The sequence below is a fragment of the Nocardioides sp. NPDC051685 genome (genome assembly GCF_044453405.1).
Classification (GTDB): Bacteria; Actinomycetota; Actinomycetes; order Propionibacteriales; family Nocardioidaceae; genus Nocardioides.
The window spans coordinates 618,935-636,638 of record NZ_JBITCR010000001.1 but is presented as its reverse complement, the minus strand read 5'-3'; the positions used below and the strand labels follow the sequence as shown (position 1 = coordinate 636,638).

Sequence of the window (17,704 nt, the reverse complement as noted above, 5' to 3'; positions counted from 1 at the left end):
TTGTGGAAGGTCAGCCGCCGACGACATCTCGGCGACGGAAGCCGGCGAATGCCGCCAGCATGAGCGCGAGCGCCACGGCGCTGAGCCCGATCATGTGCGAGGCCTCGATGGGCTCCTGCGGGTAGCGGCCGACCCACCAGATGGGTGAGATGCCGGCGACCGTGTCCGGGAGGTCGAAGAGCGGACCGAACATCCCGGTGATGCAGGTGAACGCGAAGAGCGCCCAGATGATCGGCGTGATCTTGGGGACCCAGGCGTACAAGGCCGCGGTCAGCGCCATGAAGACAGCGACGGCAGGCAGGAACGCCGCGCCGCCCTTCAGGAAGGTCCCCAGCTCGACCTCGCCGTTGACCAGCGCACCCGCCCACAGGGCGAGGGCACCCGAGATCATGGTCAGCACGAACGCGCCCACCGCCACGACGACGAGGTGGGAGGCGAACCAACGACCGCGTGAGACCGGCTTGGCCAGCGTGATCTCCAGCCGCCCCTCGGTCTCCTCCGTCTTGGCCCGCAGAGTGGTGGCGATCGCATACCCGGCGGCGGCGAGTGCGGCGTACAGGATCATGATCGCCAGGAACCCGGTGAGCGGGTCGTCGCCGAACATCTTGGCCGCCTCGGGGTTGGAGGCAGCCATGTCGTTGACCATGTCCTCGACGCCTTCGCCGAGGTAGGTGCCGGTTGCCCCGAACATCACGAAGGTGCCGAGGAACCACCAGAACAGAGCCGTACGCTGCTGGCGCCACGCCATGGCCACGGGGGACGAGAGCATCCCCGGAGCCTCGGCCCGGCCAGAGCCACCGGCGAGCAGCGCCCCGTCGAAGTCGCGCTTCGAGGCGAGGAAGGCCCCGACGGCGAGGAGCACCAGGACCGCCACGACGCTCAGCGCGAGCGGCCACCAGCGCAGGTCGACGTACGCCCTCATCTGCTGCGTCCATGCGATCGGCGAGAGCCAGGACAGCCAGGTGCCGTGCTCGCCGGGCGCGGCCTGCAGGTCGCCGATGCCGCGCACCAGCACCGCGACACCCAGCACCGCGAGGGCGAGGCCGGTGGCACCGCGGCCGTGCGTGGTCAGCTGCGAGGTGACGAGCGCGACCGCTGCGAAGACCAGACCGCTGACGGCGATCGCCGTCGACAGCGCGAAGGTGTCCTCGGCCGCCAGGCCGCCGGCGGAGATGAGCAGCGCGCTGCCGAGCACGGCGAAGACGACGTTGGCGATGACCACCGTCAGCAGCGAGGCGGCGACCGCCGCGTGGCGTCCCACCGCGCGCGACCGGACGAGCTCCGCTCGGCCGCTCTCCTCCTCGGCACGGGTGTTGCGCACGACCTCGAACATGTTCATGACCCCGAGCAGCGCGATCATCCACAGCGTCATCTCGTTGGCGAACATCGCACCGATCGTGTAGTCGTCGAGACCGTAGTTCGGCCCGCCGAGGAACACCGACGCCGGCTGCTGCATCAGCTCGGCGCGCCCCTGCCGGTCCTCGGCCGTGGGGTAGACGGTGCCGAGGGCGGTGACGAAGTAGGCGTACAGCGCGAGCAGCGAGACGGTCCAGACGGTCAGCCGGACACGGTCGCGCCGCAGCATGAAGCGGGTCAGGTGCCAGGTGCCGGTGAAGGAGGTCAGCGGCGTACGCCGCGGGAGGGCCGGTGCGAGCGCGCTCATCACGCTTCCTCCGTCGCGATGACATCGCCGTAGTGGCGCATGAAGAGCTCCTCGAGCGAGGGCGGCGTGACCGTCAGGCCGTGCACGTCCAGGTCGGTCAGGGTCTTCATGACCTCGCCCACCGCGTGGTTGTCCACGTCGAACGCGACTCGGGTGCCGGCTCCGTTCTGGCTGGTCACGAGGTCGTTGACGGCAGGCAGGCCGGTCAGGACGGACGGGTCGCCCCCGACGGTGGCGACGACGGAGGAACGGGTCAGGTGGCGCAGCTCGTCGAGCGTGCCGGACTCGACGGCGACCCCGGCCCGGATGATCGTGACGGTGTCACAGACCTTCTCGACCTCGCTGAGGATGTGGCTCGACAGCAGCACCGACGAGCCCGCGGCCTTGGCCTCCCGGGCGTACTCGGTGAACACGGCCTCCATCAGCGGGTCGAGGCCGGAGGTCGGCTCGTCGAGGATGTAGAGCTCGGACTCGTCGAGGAACGCCGCGACCAGGGCGACCTTCTGCCGGTTGCCCTTGGAGTAGGTGCGCGCCTTCTTGGTGGGGTCGAGCTGGAACCGTTCCAGCAGCTCTGCCTTGCGTGCCTTGCGGCGCGCCTTGTCGCCGCGCGGCTTCAAGCGGGTGAGGTAGTCGATGCACTCGCCGCCGGTGAGGTTGGGCCACAGCGACACGTCACCGGGGACGTACGAGATCCGCTTGTGCAGCTCGACCGCGTCCCGCCAGGCGTCGCCGCCGAAGAGGTGGGCGGTGCCGGCGTCGGCGCGCAGCAGCCCGAGCAGGACCTTGATGGTGGTGGACTTGCCGGCGCCGTTGGGGCCGAGGAAGCCGGCCACCTGGCCGGGCTGGACGGTCAGGTCGAGGCCGTCGAGGGCCTTGAAGGAGCCGAAGGACTTGTGCAGGCCCGCGATCTCGACCGCGGGAATGGTGTCGGACATGGGAACTCTCTTCCGAGTTGGGAGGACAGGAGGACGTACGCCGACGGTCCTGGCGTCATTCAGACAGGGGCTCCGCGGCGGTGTCCTGCGGCGGGTCCGGTACGTAGAGCAGGTATTCGTCGAGCATGCGACGGGTGGTGAAGAACCCCTGCGAGTAGAGCTCGATCATCGGGAAGTAGCTCGTCGTCAGGAACCCTCGCACCAAGCCGCCTAGGTCGCTGGGGTCCTCGGGTGGATTGAGGGTGAGCTCGAGCATGAGCATGCCGAGGGCGGAGAGGACCAGGTAGCGCGCCCTCGCCGCCTCGTTCTGGCTGGGCTTGACGAGGCCTGCCTCGACGCCATGCTTCGTGTAGCCGACCGCGTCCTCGATCATCTGCTCGATGAAGGTCTGGCCGACCGGCCCGCCGCCCTGCAGCGAGCGCAGCACGTAGCCGAGCATCGGCGCGTACTCGTCGGCCGCCGCGAACCGGTGCAGGATGCTCTGCCCGGAGGCCAGCTCGTCGATCGACTCGTTCTTGGCCTTCCGGATCTCGGCGAGCACCTGCTCGTCGCACTCTGCGTGGAGCTCGTCCTTGGAGCCGAAGTGGTGGATGACCAGGGCCGGGCTCACTCCGGCGTCGGTGGCGATCGAGCGGACCGAGGCGCCGAAACCGTCACGCGCGAACCGCAGCACCGCCGCGTCGCGGATCCGCTCGCGGGTGGTGGAGTCGGCAGGGGCTGAACGCATGTTCAATGCTAAACACGTGTTCAGTCGAAGCGCAAGAGAAAACCCTGCGTCTCGTCGGACGCAGGGTTTCCGGTCGCTGACGGCGCCTCAGCCGGCGTAACGAGCTGCCCGGCTCGTCGGGTCGCCCGGGCCCGAGGCGAGCAGCGCGAGCAGCTCGTCCTCCAGGATCCTGCCGACGCGGCGGCAGAACGCCTCGGGTTCGTCGGCGGCGTCGGGGGACTCGGCGACGATCCGGTCGACCACGCCGATCTGCCGGAGGTCGACGGCGAGGACCCGCTGTGCCTCGGCCATCTCGGCGGCGTGGTCGGAGTCGCCGTGCACGATCGCGCTCGCGCCCTCCGGTGGGAGCGGGGAGAGCCAGGCGTGCTGGGCTGCGACCACCCGGTCGGCGGGGAGGAAGGCGAGTGCGCCGCCGCCGTTGCCCTCGCCCAGCATCAGGCTGAGCGTGGGGGTCTCGACGTTGACGAGCGCCCCCAGCGTACGCGCGATCTCGCCGGCGATGCCGCCGTTCTCGGCCTCCGGCGACAGGGCGGCGCCGGGGGTGTCGATGACGGTGACGACGGGGAGCCCGAGCCCGGCGGCGAGCTTCATCCCGCGCTGCGCCTCGCGCAGGCCCTCGGGCCCGAGCGGCTGATGAGCCTGCTCGCGCCGGTCCTGCGCCAGCACCAGGCACGGTGCCGCCCCGAACCGCGCCAGCGCGATGATCAGGCCGGGATCGCGTTCGCCCTGTCCGGTGCCGTTGAGGGGTACGACGTCCGAGGCTGCGATCCGCAGCAGCGCTCGCGCACCCGGCCGGTCGGGCCGCCGGGACCGGGTGATCGCGTCCCAGGTGTCGACCGCCGAGAAGTCGCCCGCGTCGGCCGAAGCGTCACTCCCGTCGGCCGAAGCGTCACCCGCTGACCTCTCGGCCGACGCGAGCGACGTCTCGGCCGACCGGGGTGACTTCTCGGGGCGGAGGTCGAGGATGGTGAGGACTCGGTCGACGAGCCCGGCGAGCTCGTCGGGAGGTACGACGCCGTCGACGAGTCCGTGGGCGAAGAGGTTCTCCGAGACCTGGACGCCGGCGGGGAAGGGGCGGCCGTTGAGCACCTCGTAGACCTTCGGTCCCAGGAACCCGAGAAGCGCTCCGGGCTCGGCGACAGTGACGTGACCCAGCGATCCCCAGGAGGCCATCACGCCGCCGGTGGTGGGGTGGCGCAGGTAGACGAGGTAGGGGAGGCCGGCCGCCTTGTGGCGGGTGACGGCCTCGGCGATACGCACCATCTGCACGAACGCGGGCGTGCCCTCCTGCATCCGGGTCCCGCCGGAGGCCGGCCCGGCGAGCAGTGGCAGCCCCTCGCGCGTGGCACGCTCCACGGCCGCGATCAGCCGCTCGGCCGACGCGCGCCCGATCGAGCCGGCGAGGAACCGGAACTCGGAGAGCACCACGGCCACCCTGCGCCCGGCGATCCGGGCCTCTCCGGTGACCACCGACTCATCCGTCCAGGCCCGCTCCCGCGCCTTCGCCAGGTCGGCGGCGTACGCCTCGGGAAGGTCACCGTATGACGGCGGGGTGTCCCAGGACGTCCATGTCCCGGCGTCGAGGACGAGGTCGATCAGCTCGGCAGAGGTCAGGCCCATGTCGCGACCATACCCCGAGTTGGCTCATTGGCTGAGCCTCTGTCCATCGATGGACACCTCGGCTAATAGTCGATAAAAGCAATTAACATTCATGAGTAGAGCTCATGAAGGAGTCCGGAATGACTGCATCACACACCCCCGAGTTCCTCTGGTACCTCCCCAACTTTGTCGAGGCCGGCCACCGTGGCGACACCGCGTTGCCCGAGGACGGCTACGGCACCCTCGACCACCAGGTCGGCTTGGCCGAGGCGGTCGAGGACGCCGGCTGGACCGGCGCCCTGCTCGGCACCAGCTGGGGGAGGCCCGACACCTTCACCGTCGCGACGGCTCTGGCTGCGCGTACCACGACCTTCGAGCCGCTCGTCGCGATCCGACCGGGCTACTGGCGCCCGGCCAACTTCGCCACGTCGGCCGCGACCCTCGACCAGCTCAGCCGCGGTCGGGTGCGGGTCAACATCGTCTCCGGTCAGGACGACCTGGCCGCGTACGGCGACCGTGAGGACTCCCGCGCGGCCCGCTACGCGCGGACCAAGGAGTTCATGCGGCTGGTGCGGCGGCTGTGGACCGAGGAGAACGTCACCTTCGACGGCGACCACTTCCAGGTCGCGGGCTCGACGATCACCCCGCGCCCGTACGCCACCTCGGCCCGCCCGCATCCCCGGCTCTACTTCGGCGGCGCGTCCGCGGAGGCCGAGGCGGTGGCTGCGACCGAGGCGGACGTCCAGCTCTTCTGGGGTGAGCCGCTGGACGGCATCGCCGAGCGGGTCGAGCGCCTGCGTGGACTGCAGGAGTCGCTGGGCCGCGACCTGGAACCGCTCGAGTTCGGTCTGAGGATCACCACGCTGATCCGTGACACCCGCGAGGAGGCCTGGCGCGACGCGGAGGAGAAGGTGCGCCGGATGGCCGACAACGTCGGTGACCGCGAGTTCCGGCGCACGGGCCGGGCGGCGGTCGGGCAGAGCCGGTTGCTCGATCTCGCCGACCGCGGCGACGTGCTCGACGACTGCCTGTACACCGCTCCTGGACGGTATGGCGGCGGTGGCGCCGGCACCACCTGGCTGGTCGGCTCCGCGGAGGACGTCGCCGCGGCGCTCGCCCGCTACCAGGAGCTCGGCGTGAGCCACTTCGTCCTCTCGGACACGCCCTACCGGACCGAGGTCACCCGGGTCGGCGAGGCGCTGATCCCGAGGCTTCGAGAGGCGAGCCGGGCTGCGCTAACGGCCTCAAACGGCGTACGTCGGGCGTAGTTAACCGGAAAGACACGCGCCTGACCTGGGAAAACCGTTGGTAGGTGGGGCCTGTTCGCTCTATTCTGGTAGCACCCGGTCTCCCCGCCGGGCAACAGACGCCTGACCTATGGCCACCTGACCGATTGAAGGACCCACGCATGAGCACGCAGCACTCGACCACCGCCCCGGCGGCCTGGTCGCTGACCGCTGCGCACGAGCGCGACCCTCATGCCCGCGGGAGCCGACAGTGACCTGGGTGCATAGCCGCACCGGATCACTCCGGGCCGCTCCTGCGAGACATGTCTGTCTCGTCGGGGCGGCCCTTTTTGTTTCCACCCGATCTGCACGCGATCTCTATCCGACTCTCCTGGGAGGTAACCGAGTATGACCACGACCATGGGCGCCGTGACCCTGTATAACGCCTCCTTCGAGCCGCTCGGGAGGGTCTCGTTCAAGCATGCCGTGCGGATGTTGTTCCGTGAGGTGGCGGTGGTTCACGAGCAACAGGGCGACAAGATGATCGGGCCACATCCATGGCCCAAGGCGGTGCGGCTGGTCCGCTACATCGCCATGCATTGGATGTATCGGCCGGCCGGCTACTCCCGCGAGGGAGTGCTCAAGCGCGACCAGCATCGTTGTGCCTACTGCGGTGGCCAGGCCCGCACCATCGACCACCTGTTGCCACAGTCTCGCGGCGGCAGATGGACATGGATGAACACCGTGGCGGCGTGCGGCAAGTGCAACGGCCGCAAAGGCAACCGCACCCCCGAGGAGGCCCACATGGTCCTCCGCATCCAGCCGTACGTCCCAACCCGTGCCCAGCTCGCCGCCATCATCTGACCCGCCGAAAGGTCAGTTTCTGTCCCCGAGGAGTCGATTTCTGGTCGCGAGGCGTCAGTTTCTGGTGTCGAGCGTTCCGGAGGTTGACGTCTCGATGGCAGAAACCGACCCTTCGGCGTCAGAATGTGACCTCTCGGCGAGGAAAATGTCGTGTCGACTTGACGCAGCATTAATAAGTACGATGGACTAACAAACATGTCCAAGGCGAGACGGCGAACGTTGCGGCCGATCGGGAAGTTGCTGCAGGAGGATGCGCGGCGCCATCACCGTTCGCTGGTGCTCCAGCACCTCTTCGCGGTGGGTCCCGCGAGCCGTGCCGACCTGGCCCGGGCCTCCGGTCTGACCCGGGCGACGGTCTCCGATCTGGTCGGCAGCCTGCTCGAGGACGGGCTCGTCGAAGAGCTCGGCGCGCCGGTGGAGAGCCGGGTCGGGAAGCCGCCGATGCTGGTCGGGCTCGCCGCCGACGCCACCCACATCGTGGCCGTCGACGTCTCCATCGACGACCAGGTCGCCGGGGCCGTGCTCAACCTGACCGGCGACGTCGTCCACCGCACCACCAGGTGCCGGGAGGGCCGCACCGGCGCCGCCGCGGTACGCCTCGTCAAGGAGCTGGTCACCGAGCTGATCGCGAGCACCGACCGGCCGATCCTCGGCATCGGGATCGGCAGCCCCGGTGTCGTCGCGGCCGACGGCACCGTCGTCGCCGCACCCAACCTGGGCTGGACCGAGGTCGCCCTGGCCGAGCAGGTGCGCCGCGAGACCGGCCGACCGACGTACGTCGCCAACGACGCCAACACGGCCGTGCTGGGGGAGTACACATTCGGTCAGTCGGGCGACGGCGGCCTGATGCTCGTGCGGGTCGGGACCGGTGTCGGTGCGGGACTCGTGCTCGAGGGTGCGCTGCTCCACGGGTTCGTCGACGCGGCCGGTGAGGTCGGGCACGTGACCGTCGACCCGGAAGGCCCGCAGTGCGCGTGTGGCCGTAGGGGCTGCCTGGAGACCTTCCTCGCGGTGCCGCGCCTGCGCGAACGCCTCGAGACGGACCACGACGACGCGCTCGTGGAAGCCGGAGAACACCTTGGAAAGGCATTGGCGCCTGTGGTCGGAACCCTCAACCTTCACGAGCTGGTCCTCTCCGGGCCGGCCGATCTGCTCGACGGGACGCTGCGCGAGACCGCCGACCGGATCATCCGCGAGCGGACGATGCCGGTCAGCGGCGAGCCGCTGGAGTTCCGTACGTCGACGCTTGGCGAGGACGTCGTCATCGTCGGTGCCGCGGTGCTCGTCCTCGCCGGTGAGCTGGGGGTGTCGTGATGACGTCCGCTGTCGAGACCATGGCGCTGCGCGTCCAGGTCTCCGCCTTCGCCGGCCCCACCCTGCCGGCCGACTATGCCGAGCTGCTCCGCGAGGGCATGGGCGGGATCTGCTTGTTCGGAACCAACACAGCCGGCCCCAACACCGAGGCCGGCGAGGAGTCCGTACGCAGCCTGGCGGCCGAGATCCGGACAGCATCCGCCGAGGGCGGCTGGACCCCGGTGATCACCATCGACGAGGAGGGTGGGGACGTCACCCGGCTGGAGGCGCTCACCGGATCCTCGGTGCTCGGCGCCGCGGCCCTCGGTGCGGCCGACGACCTGGCGCTGACCGAGGAGACCGGGCGTGCCATCGGCGTGCGGCTGGCGCGGGCCGGTGTCAACCTCAACCTGGCCCCCGTCGCGGACGTGAACTCCAACCCCGACAACCCGGTGATCGCGACCCGGTCGTTCTCCCACGACGCCGGCGTGGCCGCCAAGCACGTGGCCGCGTGGGTGCGCGGCCTGGAGTCGACCGGCGTTGCCGCCTGCGTCAAGCACTTCCCGGGGCACGGCGACACCGGCCAGGACAGCCATGTCTCTCTTCCTGTCCTCGAGGCCACGATGGCGACTCTGCATGAGCGCGAGCTGGTCCCGTTCCTGGCGGCCGCCGAGGCCGGAGCGGCGTCGGTGATGACCTCCCACATCGTGGTGCCGGCGTTGGACCCGGAGCTGCCCGGCACACTCTCCGCACCGGTGCTGGGGCTGTTGCGCGAGCTGGGCTACGAAGGGCCGATCGTCTCCGACGCCCTCGACATGGCCGGTGCGTCGGCCACCCGGGGCATCCCGGCGGCGTCGGTGCTCTCGCTGAAGGCGGGCGCCGACCTGCTCCTCCTCGGCCCCGACAAGCCCACGTCACTGGTCCGCGAGGTCGCCGCGGCGATCGTCGCCGCGGTCGAGTCCGGAGAGCTGCCGCTGGAGCGGCTCCAGGACGCGGTCGCACGCGTCGACGGGCTGCTCGCCGACTTCGCCGGGGCCCAGCAGCGGCCCGAGGCCACGCTCGATCCGCGGTTCGAGGCCCACTCGGTCGAGGGCGCTCGCCGGGCGCTCGCCACGGCCAGCGACCTCACCGCCCTCCCGGATCTGGCCGGTGCCAAGGTCGTGACCGTCGACACCGAGGCCAACATCGCCGTGGGCGACGTGCCCTGGGGGCTTCCCCCGGACGTCGTCATCCGCCCGGGCGACCCGCTCCCCGAGCTCCCCGAGGCACCGCTCATCGTGCAGGTACGCGACGCCCACCGGCGTCCCGAGGTCGGCCGGACCGTCGCAGAGCTCCACGGCGCCGCGGTGCTGGTGGAGTGGGGGTGGCCCGGGACGTACGACGGGACGGGGTTGCCGCGACTGTGCCCGCAGGGCTTCTCGCTGCCCGGCGTGGCCGCGGTCACCGAGGTGCTGAGACGATCGGGCTGGGACCGATGAACCCCGCATCGATGAGCCCAGCACGGGTCGGCCTCGACATCGGCGGCACCAAGATCCACGGCATCGCGATCGGGCCGGACGGGGAGGTGCTGGCCGAGGAGCGTGCCGCCACCACGCTCGGCGCCGAGGGCGTCGTGACGAGCGCGGCCGCGGTGGTCGCGAGCCTGCGTGACGCGCTCGACGGCGGGGAGATCAGCTCGATCGGCGTCGGCATCCCCGGCATCGTCGACACCCGCGCCGGCACCGTGAAGCACGCGGTCAACCTGGGCCTGGACGGCGACGCCTTCCCGCTCGCGGAGCTCCTCGGCACGCGGACCGGAGCGGTCGTCACCCTCGAGAACGACACCAACGCGGCCACCCTCGGTGCGCACGCCGTCGAGGACGTCGACGATCTGATCTACCTCTCGCTCGGCACCGGTCTGGCCGCCGGTCTCTACCTCAGCGGTGCCCTCCGCCGGGGCTTCCACGGCGCCGCCGGGGAGGTCGGCCACCTCCCGGTCGACCCGGAGGGCCCGGTGTGCGGGTGCGGACAGCGTGGCTGCCTCGAGCTCGTCGCGTCCGGTGCCGCGCTCGCGGCCGCCTGGCCGACGGCCACCGGTCACCCTGCCGCGGCGCTCTTCGCGGCAGCGGCCTCGGGCGACCCGGCGGCCGTCGCCGTGCGCGACCGCTTCGCCGACGGCGTCGCCGCGGCCGTACGTGCCCTCGCCCTCGCCGTCGACCCTGAACGTGTCGTCATCGGCGGCGGTGTCGCGGCGGTCGGCGAGCCGTTGCGCGAGGCGATCGCGGCCGCGCTGGCCAGGCAGGCCGAGACCTCGCCGTTCCTCGCCTCCCTCGAGCTCGCCTCGCGCCTGCGGGTGGTCTCGGGCACTCCCGTCGCCGCCATCGGTGCTGCCCTGATCACCCCGATCACGTCGCCCACCCCGACGATCACCCCGACCAAGGACTGACATGGAAGTAGTTGTCCTCGACACCCCCGCTGACGTGGCCTCCCTCGCCGCGGACGCCCTCGAAGACGTCGTCCGCCGCCGGGCGGCCGCCGGCACCCCCGCGGTGCTTGGGCTGGCCACCGGCTCGACGCCGCTGGCGACGTACGAGGAGCTCATCCGGCGCGCGCGCGACGGCCGCGGACCGTCCTACGACGGTGTGGAGACGTTCAACCTGGACGAGTACGTCGGCCTCCCCGACGGGCACGAGCAGTCCTATCTGGCGACCATCCGGCGCGAGTTCACCGACGCGATCGGCATCCCGCCCGAGCGGGTCCACGGGCCCGACCCGACCGAGAAGACGCTGGCGACGGCGGGGGAGCGCTACGAGGCGGCGATCGTGGCCGCCGGCGGGATCGAGGTGCAGATCCTCGGCATCGGGTCCGACGGCCACCTGGCCTTCAACGAGCCCGGCTCGTCGCTGGCCTCGCTGACCCGGATCAAGACGCTCACGGCAAGGACGCGCAAGGACAACGCGCGCTTCTTCGGCTCGCCCGACGCGGTGCCGCGCCACGTACTCACCCAAGGGCTCGGCACCATCACCCGGGCCGGCCACCTGCTGCTCCTGGCCACCGGCGAGGGCAAGGCCGAGGCGGTCGCCGCCGCGGTCGAGGGTCCGGTCTCGGCGACCTGTCCCGCCTCGGTTCTCCAGCTCCACGGCCATGTCTCCGTCCTGCTGGACGAGGCCGCGGCCTCCCGCCTCGTACGCCGCGACTACTACCGCGAGGTCTACGAGGGGAAGCCCGACTGGCAGGGGCTCTAGAGAGCCTCGCGGAGCCGCTCGGCGGCGGTCTCCGGCGGGATGTCGTTGACCCAGAGGGCGACGCCGGACTCGATGCCGGCCAGGTACTTCAGCCGCCCCGGCGCCCGCCGGATGGTGAAGATCTCGGTGGCCAGGTGCCAGGTGTCCTCGCGGCCGGTCGGGGCCTGCTGCCAGCCGGCGATGTAGGGCACCGGGCCGGCGTCGTCGAGCCCGTCCATCCTCCGCAGGCACTCCTGGTAGAGCGCGGCGAGGTCGCTCATCTCCGCAGGCGTCAGCCCCGGCAGCGAGCCGACGTGACGCCGCGGCACGACCCGGATCTCGTAGGGCCAGCGGCCGGCATAGGGCACGTACGCCACAAACGACCCGTTCTCGGCCACCACCCGTGACCCGTCGGCGATCTCGTCGGCGAGCACCGCGCACTGCAGGCACTCGCCGGTCGCCTCCCGGTGGGCGTCGGCGGCGTTCGCGAGCGACTCGATCCGCGGCGGCAGCACCGGCATCGCGTAGATCTGCCCGTGGGGATGCTGCAGGGTCACCCCGATCTCCTCGCCGCGGTTCTCGAAGCAGAAGACGTACGCCACCTCAGGCATCGCCGTCAGCTGCTCGGTGCGGTGCGCGAGGGCCGTCAGCACCGTCCGCACCCGCTCGGGCGGAAGGTCGACGAAGCTCTGCTCGTGGTCGCTGGTGAAGCACACCACCTCGCACCGGCCACGACCCGGCTGGGAGACGAACGGCTCCCCGGTCGCCTCGCCGACCGCGACCGTCGACAGCGCCGGGAACCGGTTCTCGAAGGAGACCACGTCGTAGCTCTCCGCCGGGATCTCGGTGAGCCTGCCGTCGACCGAGGGGCACAGCGGGCACTCGTCCGACGGCGGCTTGAACGTCCGCGTCTGCCGGTGTCCCGCCACCGCCGTCCAGGTCGCGGTCAGCCGGTCCCAGCGCAGCTGGGACCCGCCCGCCCGCGGCTCCAGCGGCCGCTCGTCGTGCACCGACCGCAGCGTCGGTTGCTCGTCGAAGAACCAGATCTCGCGCCCGTCCGCCAGCTTCGCTGACGTGGCCACAGGGGTGTTCGGCATGCGCCGATTATCGCTTGCGGGGCTTCGGCCGCGATGACCGGATGCGGTCGTCTTGCGACCTGGACGCGCGATTGCAAGACTACATAGATCTAGGTAGTGTTGCAGCCATGAAGGAGACACGTGTGCCGATGACGGCCGCCTCCCGGATGGGCGTGTCAGCGCTGGCCGCCAAGAGTTCCGAGGGCCGAATCGTGTTGACGAGCCACGGTAGGCCGGTGGCCGTGATCGGGTCGGCGGAGCATCTCGACGGCGACCTCCGTGCGCTGCGAGAGGCGACGGCCCGAGTGCTCGACGCGGCAGCCGACATCGTCTCCTCGCGCGGGGAGCTGCTGTCTCTGGAGGAGACCTGCGAGCGTCTCGGTGTCGACGTGGGCCGGGTCCGTGAGCGGGCCGCGGCGCATCGCGACGTCGCCTAGGCCGTGTCTCCCAAATCCACGCCCGCTACGCGACGTTTCGCATCCGATCTGGCTGCGTTGCCGCCACTCGACAGCCTCCAGGATGCCTTCGCGGCGGACGCCTTGCCAGATCGGTCCGAAACGCCGCTCGCGGCCGCCGTGTCTTTGAGAGACACGGCCTAGGCCGTGCGAGCCAGCGAGAGGTTTCCGGACGACCAGGCGTACGTCGAGTTCAACGATGCGTTCGTCGAGTCGCTCGAGCCGCTGACGATCGCGCAGCGCGAGTCCCTGCTGGCTGACGTCGTCGCTCTGTGTCGCAACCCGGCGGGTGCGCACCCGCTCAGCAACCGCGGCGGACAGAAGCTCGCGGGATGGAACACCCTCGACGTACTCCAGAAGGAGTATCGGGTGGTCTTCGCCAGCCGAGTCGACGTCGTTGATGGGACTCCGGTCGGGATGATCGAGGTGCTGGTGGCGGGTCCACGCAGAGCGGCCGCGGCCTATGACATGGCGGCCGCGCTCGTACGCAGCGGGCGTATCGACCCGGACCTGATGACCGAGGTCTGGGAGGTGCTGGCCCTGGTCGAGGTGGTGGCTGAGGAGGTCGGCCTCGACGGCTGGGACTACCGTCCGGAGCCCGCGCCTCCCGGGATGGTCAAGGCCGCTGTCGTGGCCGGGATCCTCGATGAGGCGACGGCGACGAACCTGTCGAAGGATGAGCTCGAAGCCGCGATGACCCACGGCTGGGACGCAGACGGCAATCCGGACCCGGTCGCCGCCCTCGGCGCGGCGATGAGGCGTGCGCGCGCGGGTGTCGAGCCGTTCGACCTGACCCGAGTCATGTCCGGGCGGCGCGAACCACGCTGCGGGGCCATCCTCAGACGTGCGAAGCGACCCTGCATCCGGCGCGAGGGGCATCCCGGACCGCACCGGTCCAGTTAGCTACTTCGACACGCAGGCCTGGGCTGCGCCCTGGGAGACGTTGCCGTTCTCGCCGAGGGAGCGGACCTGGATGCAGACCTTGGTGGCTCCCTCGAGGCGTACGACCGCCTTGGGCTGGCTCACGTTGCCGCTGGTGGAGTTGTCGCCGACCCACTTGTAGCCGGTGGCTCCGGGCACGCCGGACCAGGTGAAGACGGCGCGGTTGCCCTTGAGCGTGCCCTTGACCTTGCCCGGGGCGGCGGGGCCGGTGACGCCGGGAAGGTCGGTCTCGACGGGCGGGGGCGGGACCTCGTCGGGCTTCTCGTCCTCGCCGCCGCGGGAGAGCACGATGCCGATGACGGCGGCGATGAGGAAGAGGACGACGACGCCGATGATCGCCGGGGTCTTGCTGCGCGACTCCGTCGGGCGCGCGCCGGTGAGGACGGACGGGCCCTCCTCCGCGCGCGGGTAGCTGAACCGGGTGCGGTCGCCCGAGGCCGAGCCGGCGTCGGGGAAGGGAGCCGCCTGGACCGGTGGAGGGGGCTGGGCGATGACCTGCGAGGGCGGCTTGACCTCGGTGACCAGCTCGGCCTCCGGGTCGGTCGGCATGGTCGGCAGGTTCCTGCGCCCGGACCCGGTGGGCGGACCCTCGCCGGGCGAGGCCGGGACAGCGGGAACAACCGGGACCGACCCGCTGCCACCGGCATCGCGGTCGAGGACCTGCACCTCGGTGCGGCCCAGCCGCAGCTCCTGCTCGATCCGCTGGAAGTGGCGGGCCAGGTCGAGGGCCGTCCGCGGCCGGTAGGCCGGGTCCTTCGCCATCGCCTGCTGCAGCACGCGGTCCAGCGACGGAGGTACGTCGGGCCGGCCCGTGGCCGGCGGAGCCGTGTGCAGGATGCGGGAGAAGACGGCGCGGTCGGAGTTGTTGCCCCGCTCCGCGAACGGCGAGCGGCCGACCAGCAGGTGCCAGACGGTGGCGGCCAGCGAGTAGACGTCGGAGGCGACCGAGCCGTTGGATGCCGAGGTCAGGACCTCGGGCGGCGACCACGGCAGCGAGACCCCGATGTCGCCCTCGTCGTCGCGCGGGCGGCCGGCGATGCCGAAGTCGGCCAGGCCGGGGACGTCGTAGCGGGAGAGCAGGATGTTGGACGGCTTGATGTCGCGGTGGATGATCCCCGCGCGGTGCGCGGTCTCGACGGCCGAGGCCATCTGGATGCCGAAGCGCAGCGCGTCCTGCACCTTCATCGGGTTGTTGCGTACGCGGGCACCGAGGTCGGCGTTGGGGTAGTAGCCCATCACCAGGTAGGGGCGGCCGTCCGGCGTCTCGCCGGCGCTGTGCACCGGCACGATGAACGGGTGCTCGGCCAGCTCGGCCATCACAGCGGCCTCCGCGGCGAACTGCGCCCGCTGGGCCTCGGCCAGGTCGGACGAGCGCATCAGCTTCACCGCGACCCGGACCTTCGGGTGGTGACGCTCGTAGAGGTAGACGTCGGCGAAGCCGCCCGAGCCGAGCCGGCCCAGGCAGGTCATCCCCGGCAGCTCGGGACCGAGCTCTGGGTGTGGTGTCTGAGTCACCCGAGAACCTCGTAGGTCAGGTTGATCGAACCGGCGAGGCTCACCACGGAGCCGGGCTCCAGGGCGTACTCCTCCATCGGCCGCATCTGCTGCGGACGTCCACCGGGCAGGGTCAGGTAGGACCCGTTGGCGGAGCCGAGGTCGCGGACGAGCACCTGCCACTCCTCCAGGCGCACCTCGGTGTGCAGCCGGCTGATGTCGGGCAGCATCACCTTCACCAGATGCGGAGGTACGCCACCAGCCCCCGTGTTGCCACTGGCATCCGCGCGCGGCGACCGCCCGAAGACCGCACCCCGGTCCAGGATGACGACCCGGCCGTCGCCCAGCTTGAGCTGGCCGAGCGCGGGGCGCGGGACCGAGACCGGCTGCTGGTGGGGCGGCAGCGCCATCCGGCAGATGCGGCAGGTTGGGGAGTAGGGCGGGGACGCGTGGCCCTGCGGGCAGTAGACCGCCCACACCGTCGGCCCGCCCGCGGGCGGCACCGGGGTCGGCGTCGGGACGTCGCGGACCCGGGTCGCCATGTCGTTGGGCGGGGTCGGCACCGGCGTCGGGACCGGTGGGATCGGCGCGGGCGCGGGCATCGGGGGTGGCGGCGCGGCGGGTGGCGTAGCGGGCGGCATCGCCGGGGGCGAAGACTGCCGATCCGGCGGACCCCACGCGTTCGGGTCGGGCTTCTTGGCGCCCTTCTTGCGCCACGGAAGCCCGTCGATGATGCCCTTCTTGGCCTCCGGGGCAGGGGCAGACGGCGCGACCGGTGGCGGCGGCACGGCGGCCGGCGGAGGACTCTGGAACGACGGCACGCTCGGCATCCCCGGAGGAGGCGAGGCAGGCGGCATCCCGGGCGGCGGCGAGGCAGCGAGGTCCGAGCGTCGGATGGTGTGGTCCAGCGGCGGCGCCATGGTCGAGTCGACCTGCACCTGCGCGTAGAAGTTGGGGTCGAAGACGACGTCCAGCGAGCGCGCGTGGGCGGTGTCGATCAGCGGCTGGTCCTCCTCCATCCCGCCCCAGGCACCGTTGGCGAGCTCGGCCCGCTCGGGGACGGCGGCGAAGTGGCCGTCGGCCCACTTGCCGGAGACGTCGATGCCGTCGATGAAGACCGGCACCTCGTTGACGACCGCGGTCACCTTGGCGGGGGAGCGCACGGCGTACCGCACCCGCGGGCCCTCGCGCCCGACCAGCGCGAAGCCCGGGGCTCGGGGCCCGTCGGCGGAGAGCAGTCCGGCGATCGCGTCGACCGGGTGGGGGTCGGCCAGCGCCGCCTGGACACCGGTGACCCGCGGGTCACCCGGCCCGAGCTGCACCAGAGCCCAGCACCGGTCGCCCTTCAACGCGAGCCAGTGCCCAACACAGTAGGTAGCGGTATCACTCATGGGACGAGGAGGCGTCGACTTCCGACGGGGCGGTGAAGAGCGAGGGCGGGGGAGTCACGAGTACCACAGTGACATTGTCGCGCCCGCCCGATGCGACCGCGGCGTCCACCAGCCTCTGGGCCAGGTTGTCGATGCTTCCGCCCACGCTGAGCGTCCTGGACGCGATCTCATGGATCTCGTGGTCCTCGAGCTCGCCGGTGAGGCCGTCGGAGCAGAGCAGGAAGATGTCCTCGGGCGACACGGCCATCAGCCAGGTGTCTGCCTCGGGACCCGGGAAGGTGCCGAGCGAGCGGGTGATGACGTTGCGCAGCGGGTGGACGCGGGCCTCCGCGGCGGTGATCATCCCCGCCTCGACCATCGCGGCGACCTCGGAGTGGTCGACGGTCACCTGTGTCACGCCGGTCGGCGAGAGCCGGTAGACGCGCGAGTCGCCGACGTTGAACACCAGCCAGTGGGGAGTGCCCTCCGACTCCACCAGCGCCACCCCGGTCAGGGTCGTGCCCATGCCCTGCTTCTCGGAGCTGCGCGTCGCCTCTGCGGTGATCGCGGAGTTGGCGGCGTGGACGGCATCGAGGATGTCCTCGGGAACGGGGCAGATGGTCGCGAAGCGACTCTGGAAGGTCTCCACCGCGAGTGCGCTGGCGACGTCGCCACTGGCGTGACCACCCATCCCATCGGCGACGACGGCGACCGCGGGAAGCATGACGAACGAGTCCTCGTTCACCTCGCGGACCCGGCCGACATCAGTCGCCCCCGCGGCACGCAGGGCTGGGTAAGCGGTCATGCTGTTCCTTTGCGGTGCCAATTATCGGGAACATCCCGGTCAGGATGGGAAA

The 17,704-nt window shown here is 71.2% G+C and carries 16 protein-coding genes; 8 read left to right on the top strand and 8 right to left on the bottom strand.

Annotated features, from left to right (window positions below; translation table 11 throughout):
- Window positions 1-10 precede the first annotated feature (10 nt).
- The 4 genes from ACIA03_RS03105 to ACIA03_RS03090 form a co-directional block, all read right to left on the bottom strand.
- The gene (locus tag ACIA03_RS03105) at window positions 11-1,663 is read right to left on the bottom strand and encodes an ABC transporter permease (RefSeq protein ID WP_396979129.1); all 1,653 of its coding nucleotides are present in this window, start codon (window positions 1,661-1,663) and stop codon (window positions 11-13) included.
- On the bottom strand, window positions 1,663-2,598 hold the full coding sequence (locus ACIA03_RS03100; RefSeq protein WP_396979127.1) for an ATP-binding cassette domain-containing protein: 936 nt from the start codon (window positions 2,596-2,598) through the stop codon (window positions 1,663-1,665). Before ACIA03_RS03100 ends, ACIA03_RS03105 begins: the two co-directional genes overlap by 1 nt.
- Before the next feature lie 55 nt (window positions 2,599-2,653).
- Window positions 2,654-3,325, bottom strand: coding sequence for a TetR family transcriptional regulator (locus ACIA03_RS03095; protein ID WP_396979125.1), 672 nt, complete (start codon window positions 3,323-3,325; stop codon window positions 2,654-2,656).
- A gap of 87 nt (window positions 3,326-3,412) precedes the next feature.
- Entirely contained in the window at window positions 3,413-4,945 is a 1,533-nt protein-coding gene (locus ACIA03_RS03090; protein ID WP_396979123.1) for a carboxyl transferase domain-containing protein, read from the bottom strand.
- Window positions 4,946-5,064: 119 nt separating this feature from the next.
- On the opposite strand from ACIA03_RS03090, the gene ACIA03_RS03085 reads away from it, so the two are divergent.
- From ACIA03_RS03085 to nagB, 6 genes are all read left to right on the top strand, one after another.
- The gene (locus tag ACIA03_RS03085) at window positions 5,065-6,192 is read left to right on the top strand and encodes an LLM class flavin-dependent oxidoreductase (protein ID WP_396979122.1); all 1,128 of its coding nucleotides are present in this window, start codon (window positions 5,065-5,067) and stop codon (window positions 6,190-6,192) included.
- A 366-nt stretch (window positions 6,193-6,558) separates the two neighbouring features.
- A complete protein-coding gene (locus tag ACIA03_RS03080; RefSeq protein WP_396979120.1) occupies window positions 6,559-7,014 on the top strand; it encodes an HNH endonuclease in 456 nt (151 codons plus the stop codon).
- A 195-nt stretch (window positions 7,015-7,209) separates the two neighbouring features.
- Window positions 7,210-8,328, top strand: a complete 1,119-nt coding sequence (locus ACIA03_RS03075; RefSeq protein WP_396979118.1) for an ROK family protein — start codon at window positions 7,210-7,212, stop codon at window positions 8,326-8,328.
- A complete protein-coding gene (locus ACIA03_RS03070) occupies window positions 8,328-9,785 on the top strand; it encodes a glycoside hydrolase family 3 N-terminal domain-containing protein (protein ID WP_396979116.1) in 1,458 nt (485 codons plus the stop codon). Before ACIA03_RS03075 ends, ACIA03_RS03070 begins: the two co-directional genes overlap by 1 nt.
- An 11-nt stretch (window positions 9,786-9,796) precedes the next feature.
- On the top strand, window positions 9,797-10,732 hold the full coding sequence (locus tag ACIA03_RS03065; protein ID WP_396979114.1) for an ROK family protein: 936 nt from the start codon (window positions 9,797-9,799) through the stop codon (window positions 10,730-10,732).
- Between the two features lies 1 nt (window position 10,733).
- Complete coding sequence (gene nagB / locus ACIA03_RS03060; protein WP_396979112.1) at window positions 10,734-11,531, top strand: glucosamine-6-phosphate deaminase; 798 nt, start codon at window positions 10,734-10,736, stop codon at window positions 11,529-11,531.
- On the opposite strand, the gene galT is transcribed toward nagB, so the two are convergent.
- The gene (gene galT / locus ACIA03_RS03055) at window positions 11,528-12,607 is read right to left on the bottom strand and encodes a galactose-1-phosphate uridylyltransferase (protein WP_396979110.1); all 1,080 of its coding nucleotides are present in this window, start codon (window positions 12,605-12,607) and stop codon (window positions 11,528-11,530) included. The genes nagB and galT overlap by 4 nt on opposite strands.
- Before the next feature lie 107 nt (window positions 12,608-12,714).
- Here galT and ACIA03_RS03050 point away from each other — a divergent pair, with 107 nt between their 5' ends.
- Window positions 12,715-13,023, top strand: coding sequence for a type II toxin-antitoxin system prevent-host-death family antitoxin (locus ACIA03_RS03050; protein ID WP_396979109.1), 309 nt, complete (start codon window positions 12,715-12,717; stop codon window positions 13,021-13,023).
- A gap of 165 nt (window positions 13,024-13,188) precedes the next feature.
- The gene (locus tag ACIA03_RS03045) at window positions 13,189-13,944 is read left to right on the top strand and encodes a hypothetical protein (protein ID WP_396979108.1); all 756 of its coding nucleotides are present in this window, start codon (window positions 13,189-13,191) and stop codon (window positions 13,942-13,944) included.
- On the opposite strand, the gene ACIA03_RS03040 is transcribed toward ACIA03_RS03045, so the two are convergent.
- From ACIA03_RS03040 to ACIA03_RS03030, 3 genes are read right to left on the bottom strand one after another with little or no spacing between them, the layout of a single operon-like run.
- Window positions 13,945-15,498 (bottom strand): serine/threonine-protein kinase, encoded by a 1,554-nt coding sequence (locus ACIA03_RS03040; RefSeq protein WP_396979106.1) that lies wholly within the window; start codon window positions 15,496-15,498, stop codon window positions 13,945-13,947.
- Window positions 15,495-16,868: an FHA domain-containing protein gene (locus tag ACIA03_RS03035; RefSeq protein ID WP_396979104.1), complete on the bottom strand. Its 1,374-nt coding sequence runs from the start codon at window positions 16,866-16,868 to the stop codon at window positions 15,495-15,497. The genes ACIA03_RS03040 and ACIA03_RS03035 overlap by 4 nt, the downstream gene beginning before the upstream one ends.
- Window positions 16,861-17,652, bottom strand: coding sequence for a PP2C family protein-serine/threonine phosphatase (locus ACIA03_RS03030; RefSeq protein WP_396979102.1), 792 nt, complete (start codon window positions 17,650-17,652; stop codon window positions 16,861-16,863). Before ACIA03_RS03030 ends, ACIA03_RS03035 begins: the two co-directional genes overlap by 8 nt.
- Between the last annotated feature and the right edge of the window lie 52 nt (window positions 17,653-17,704).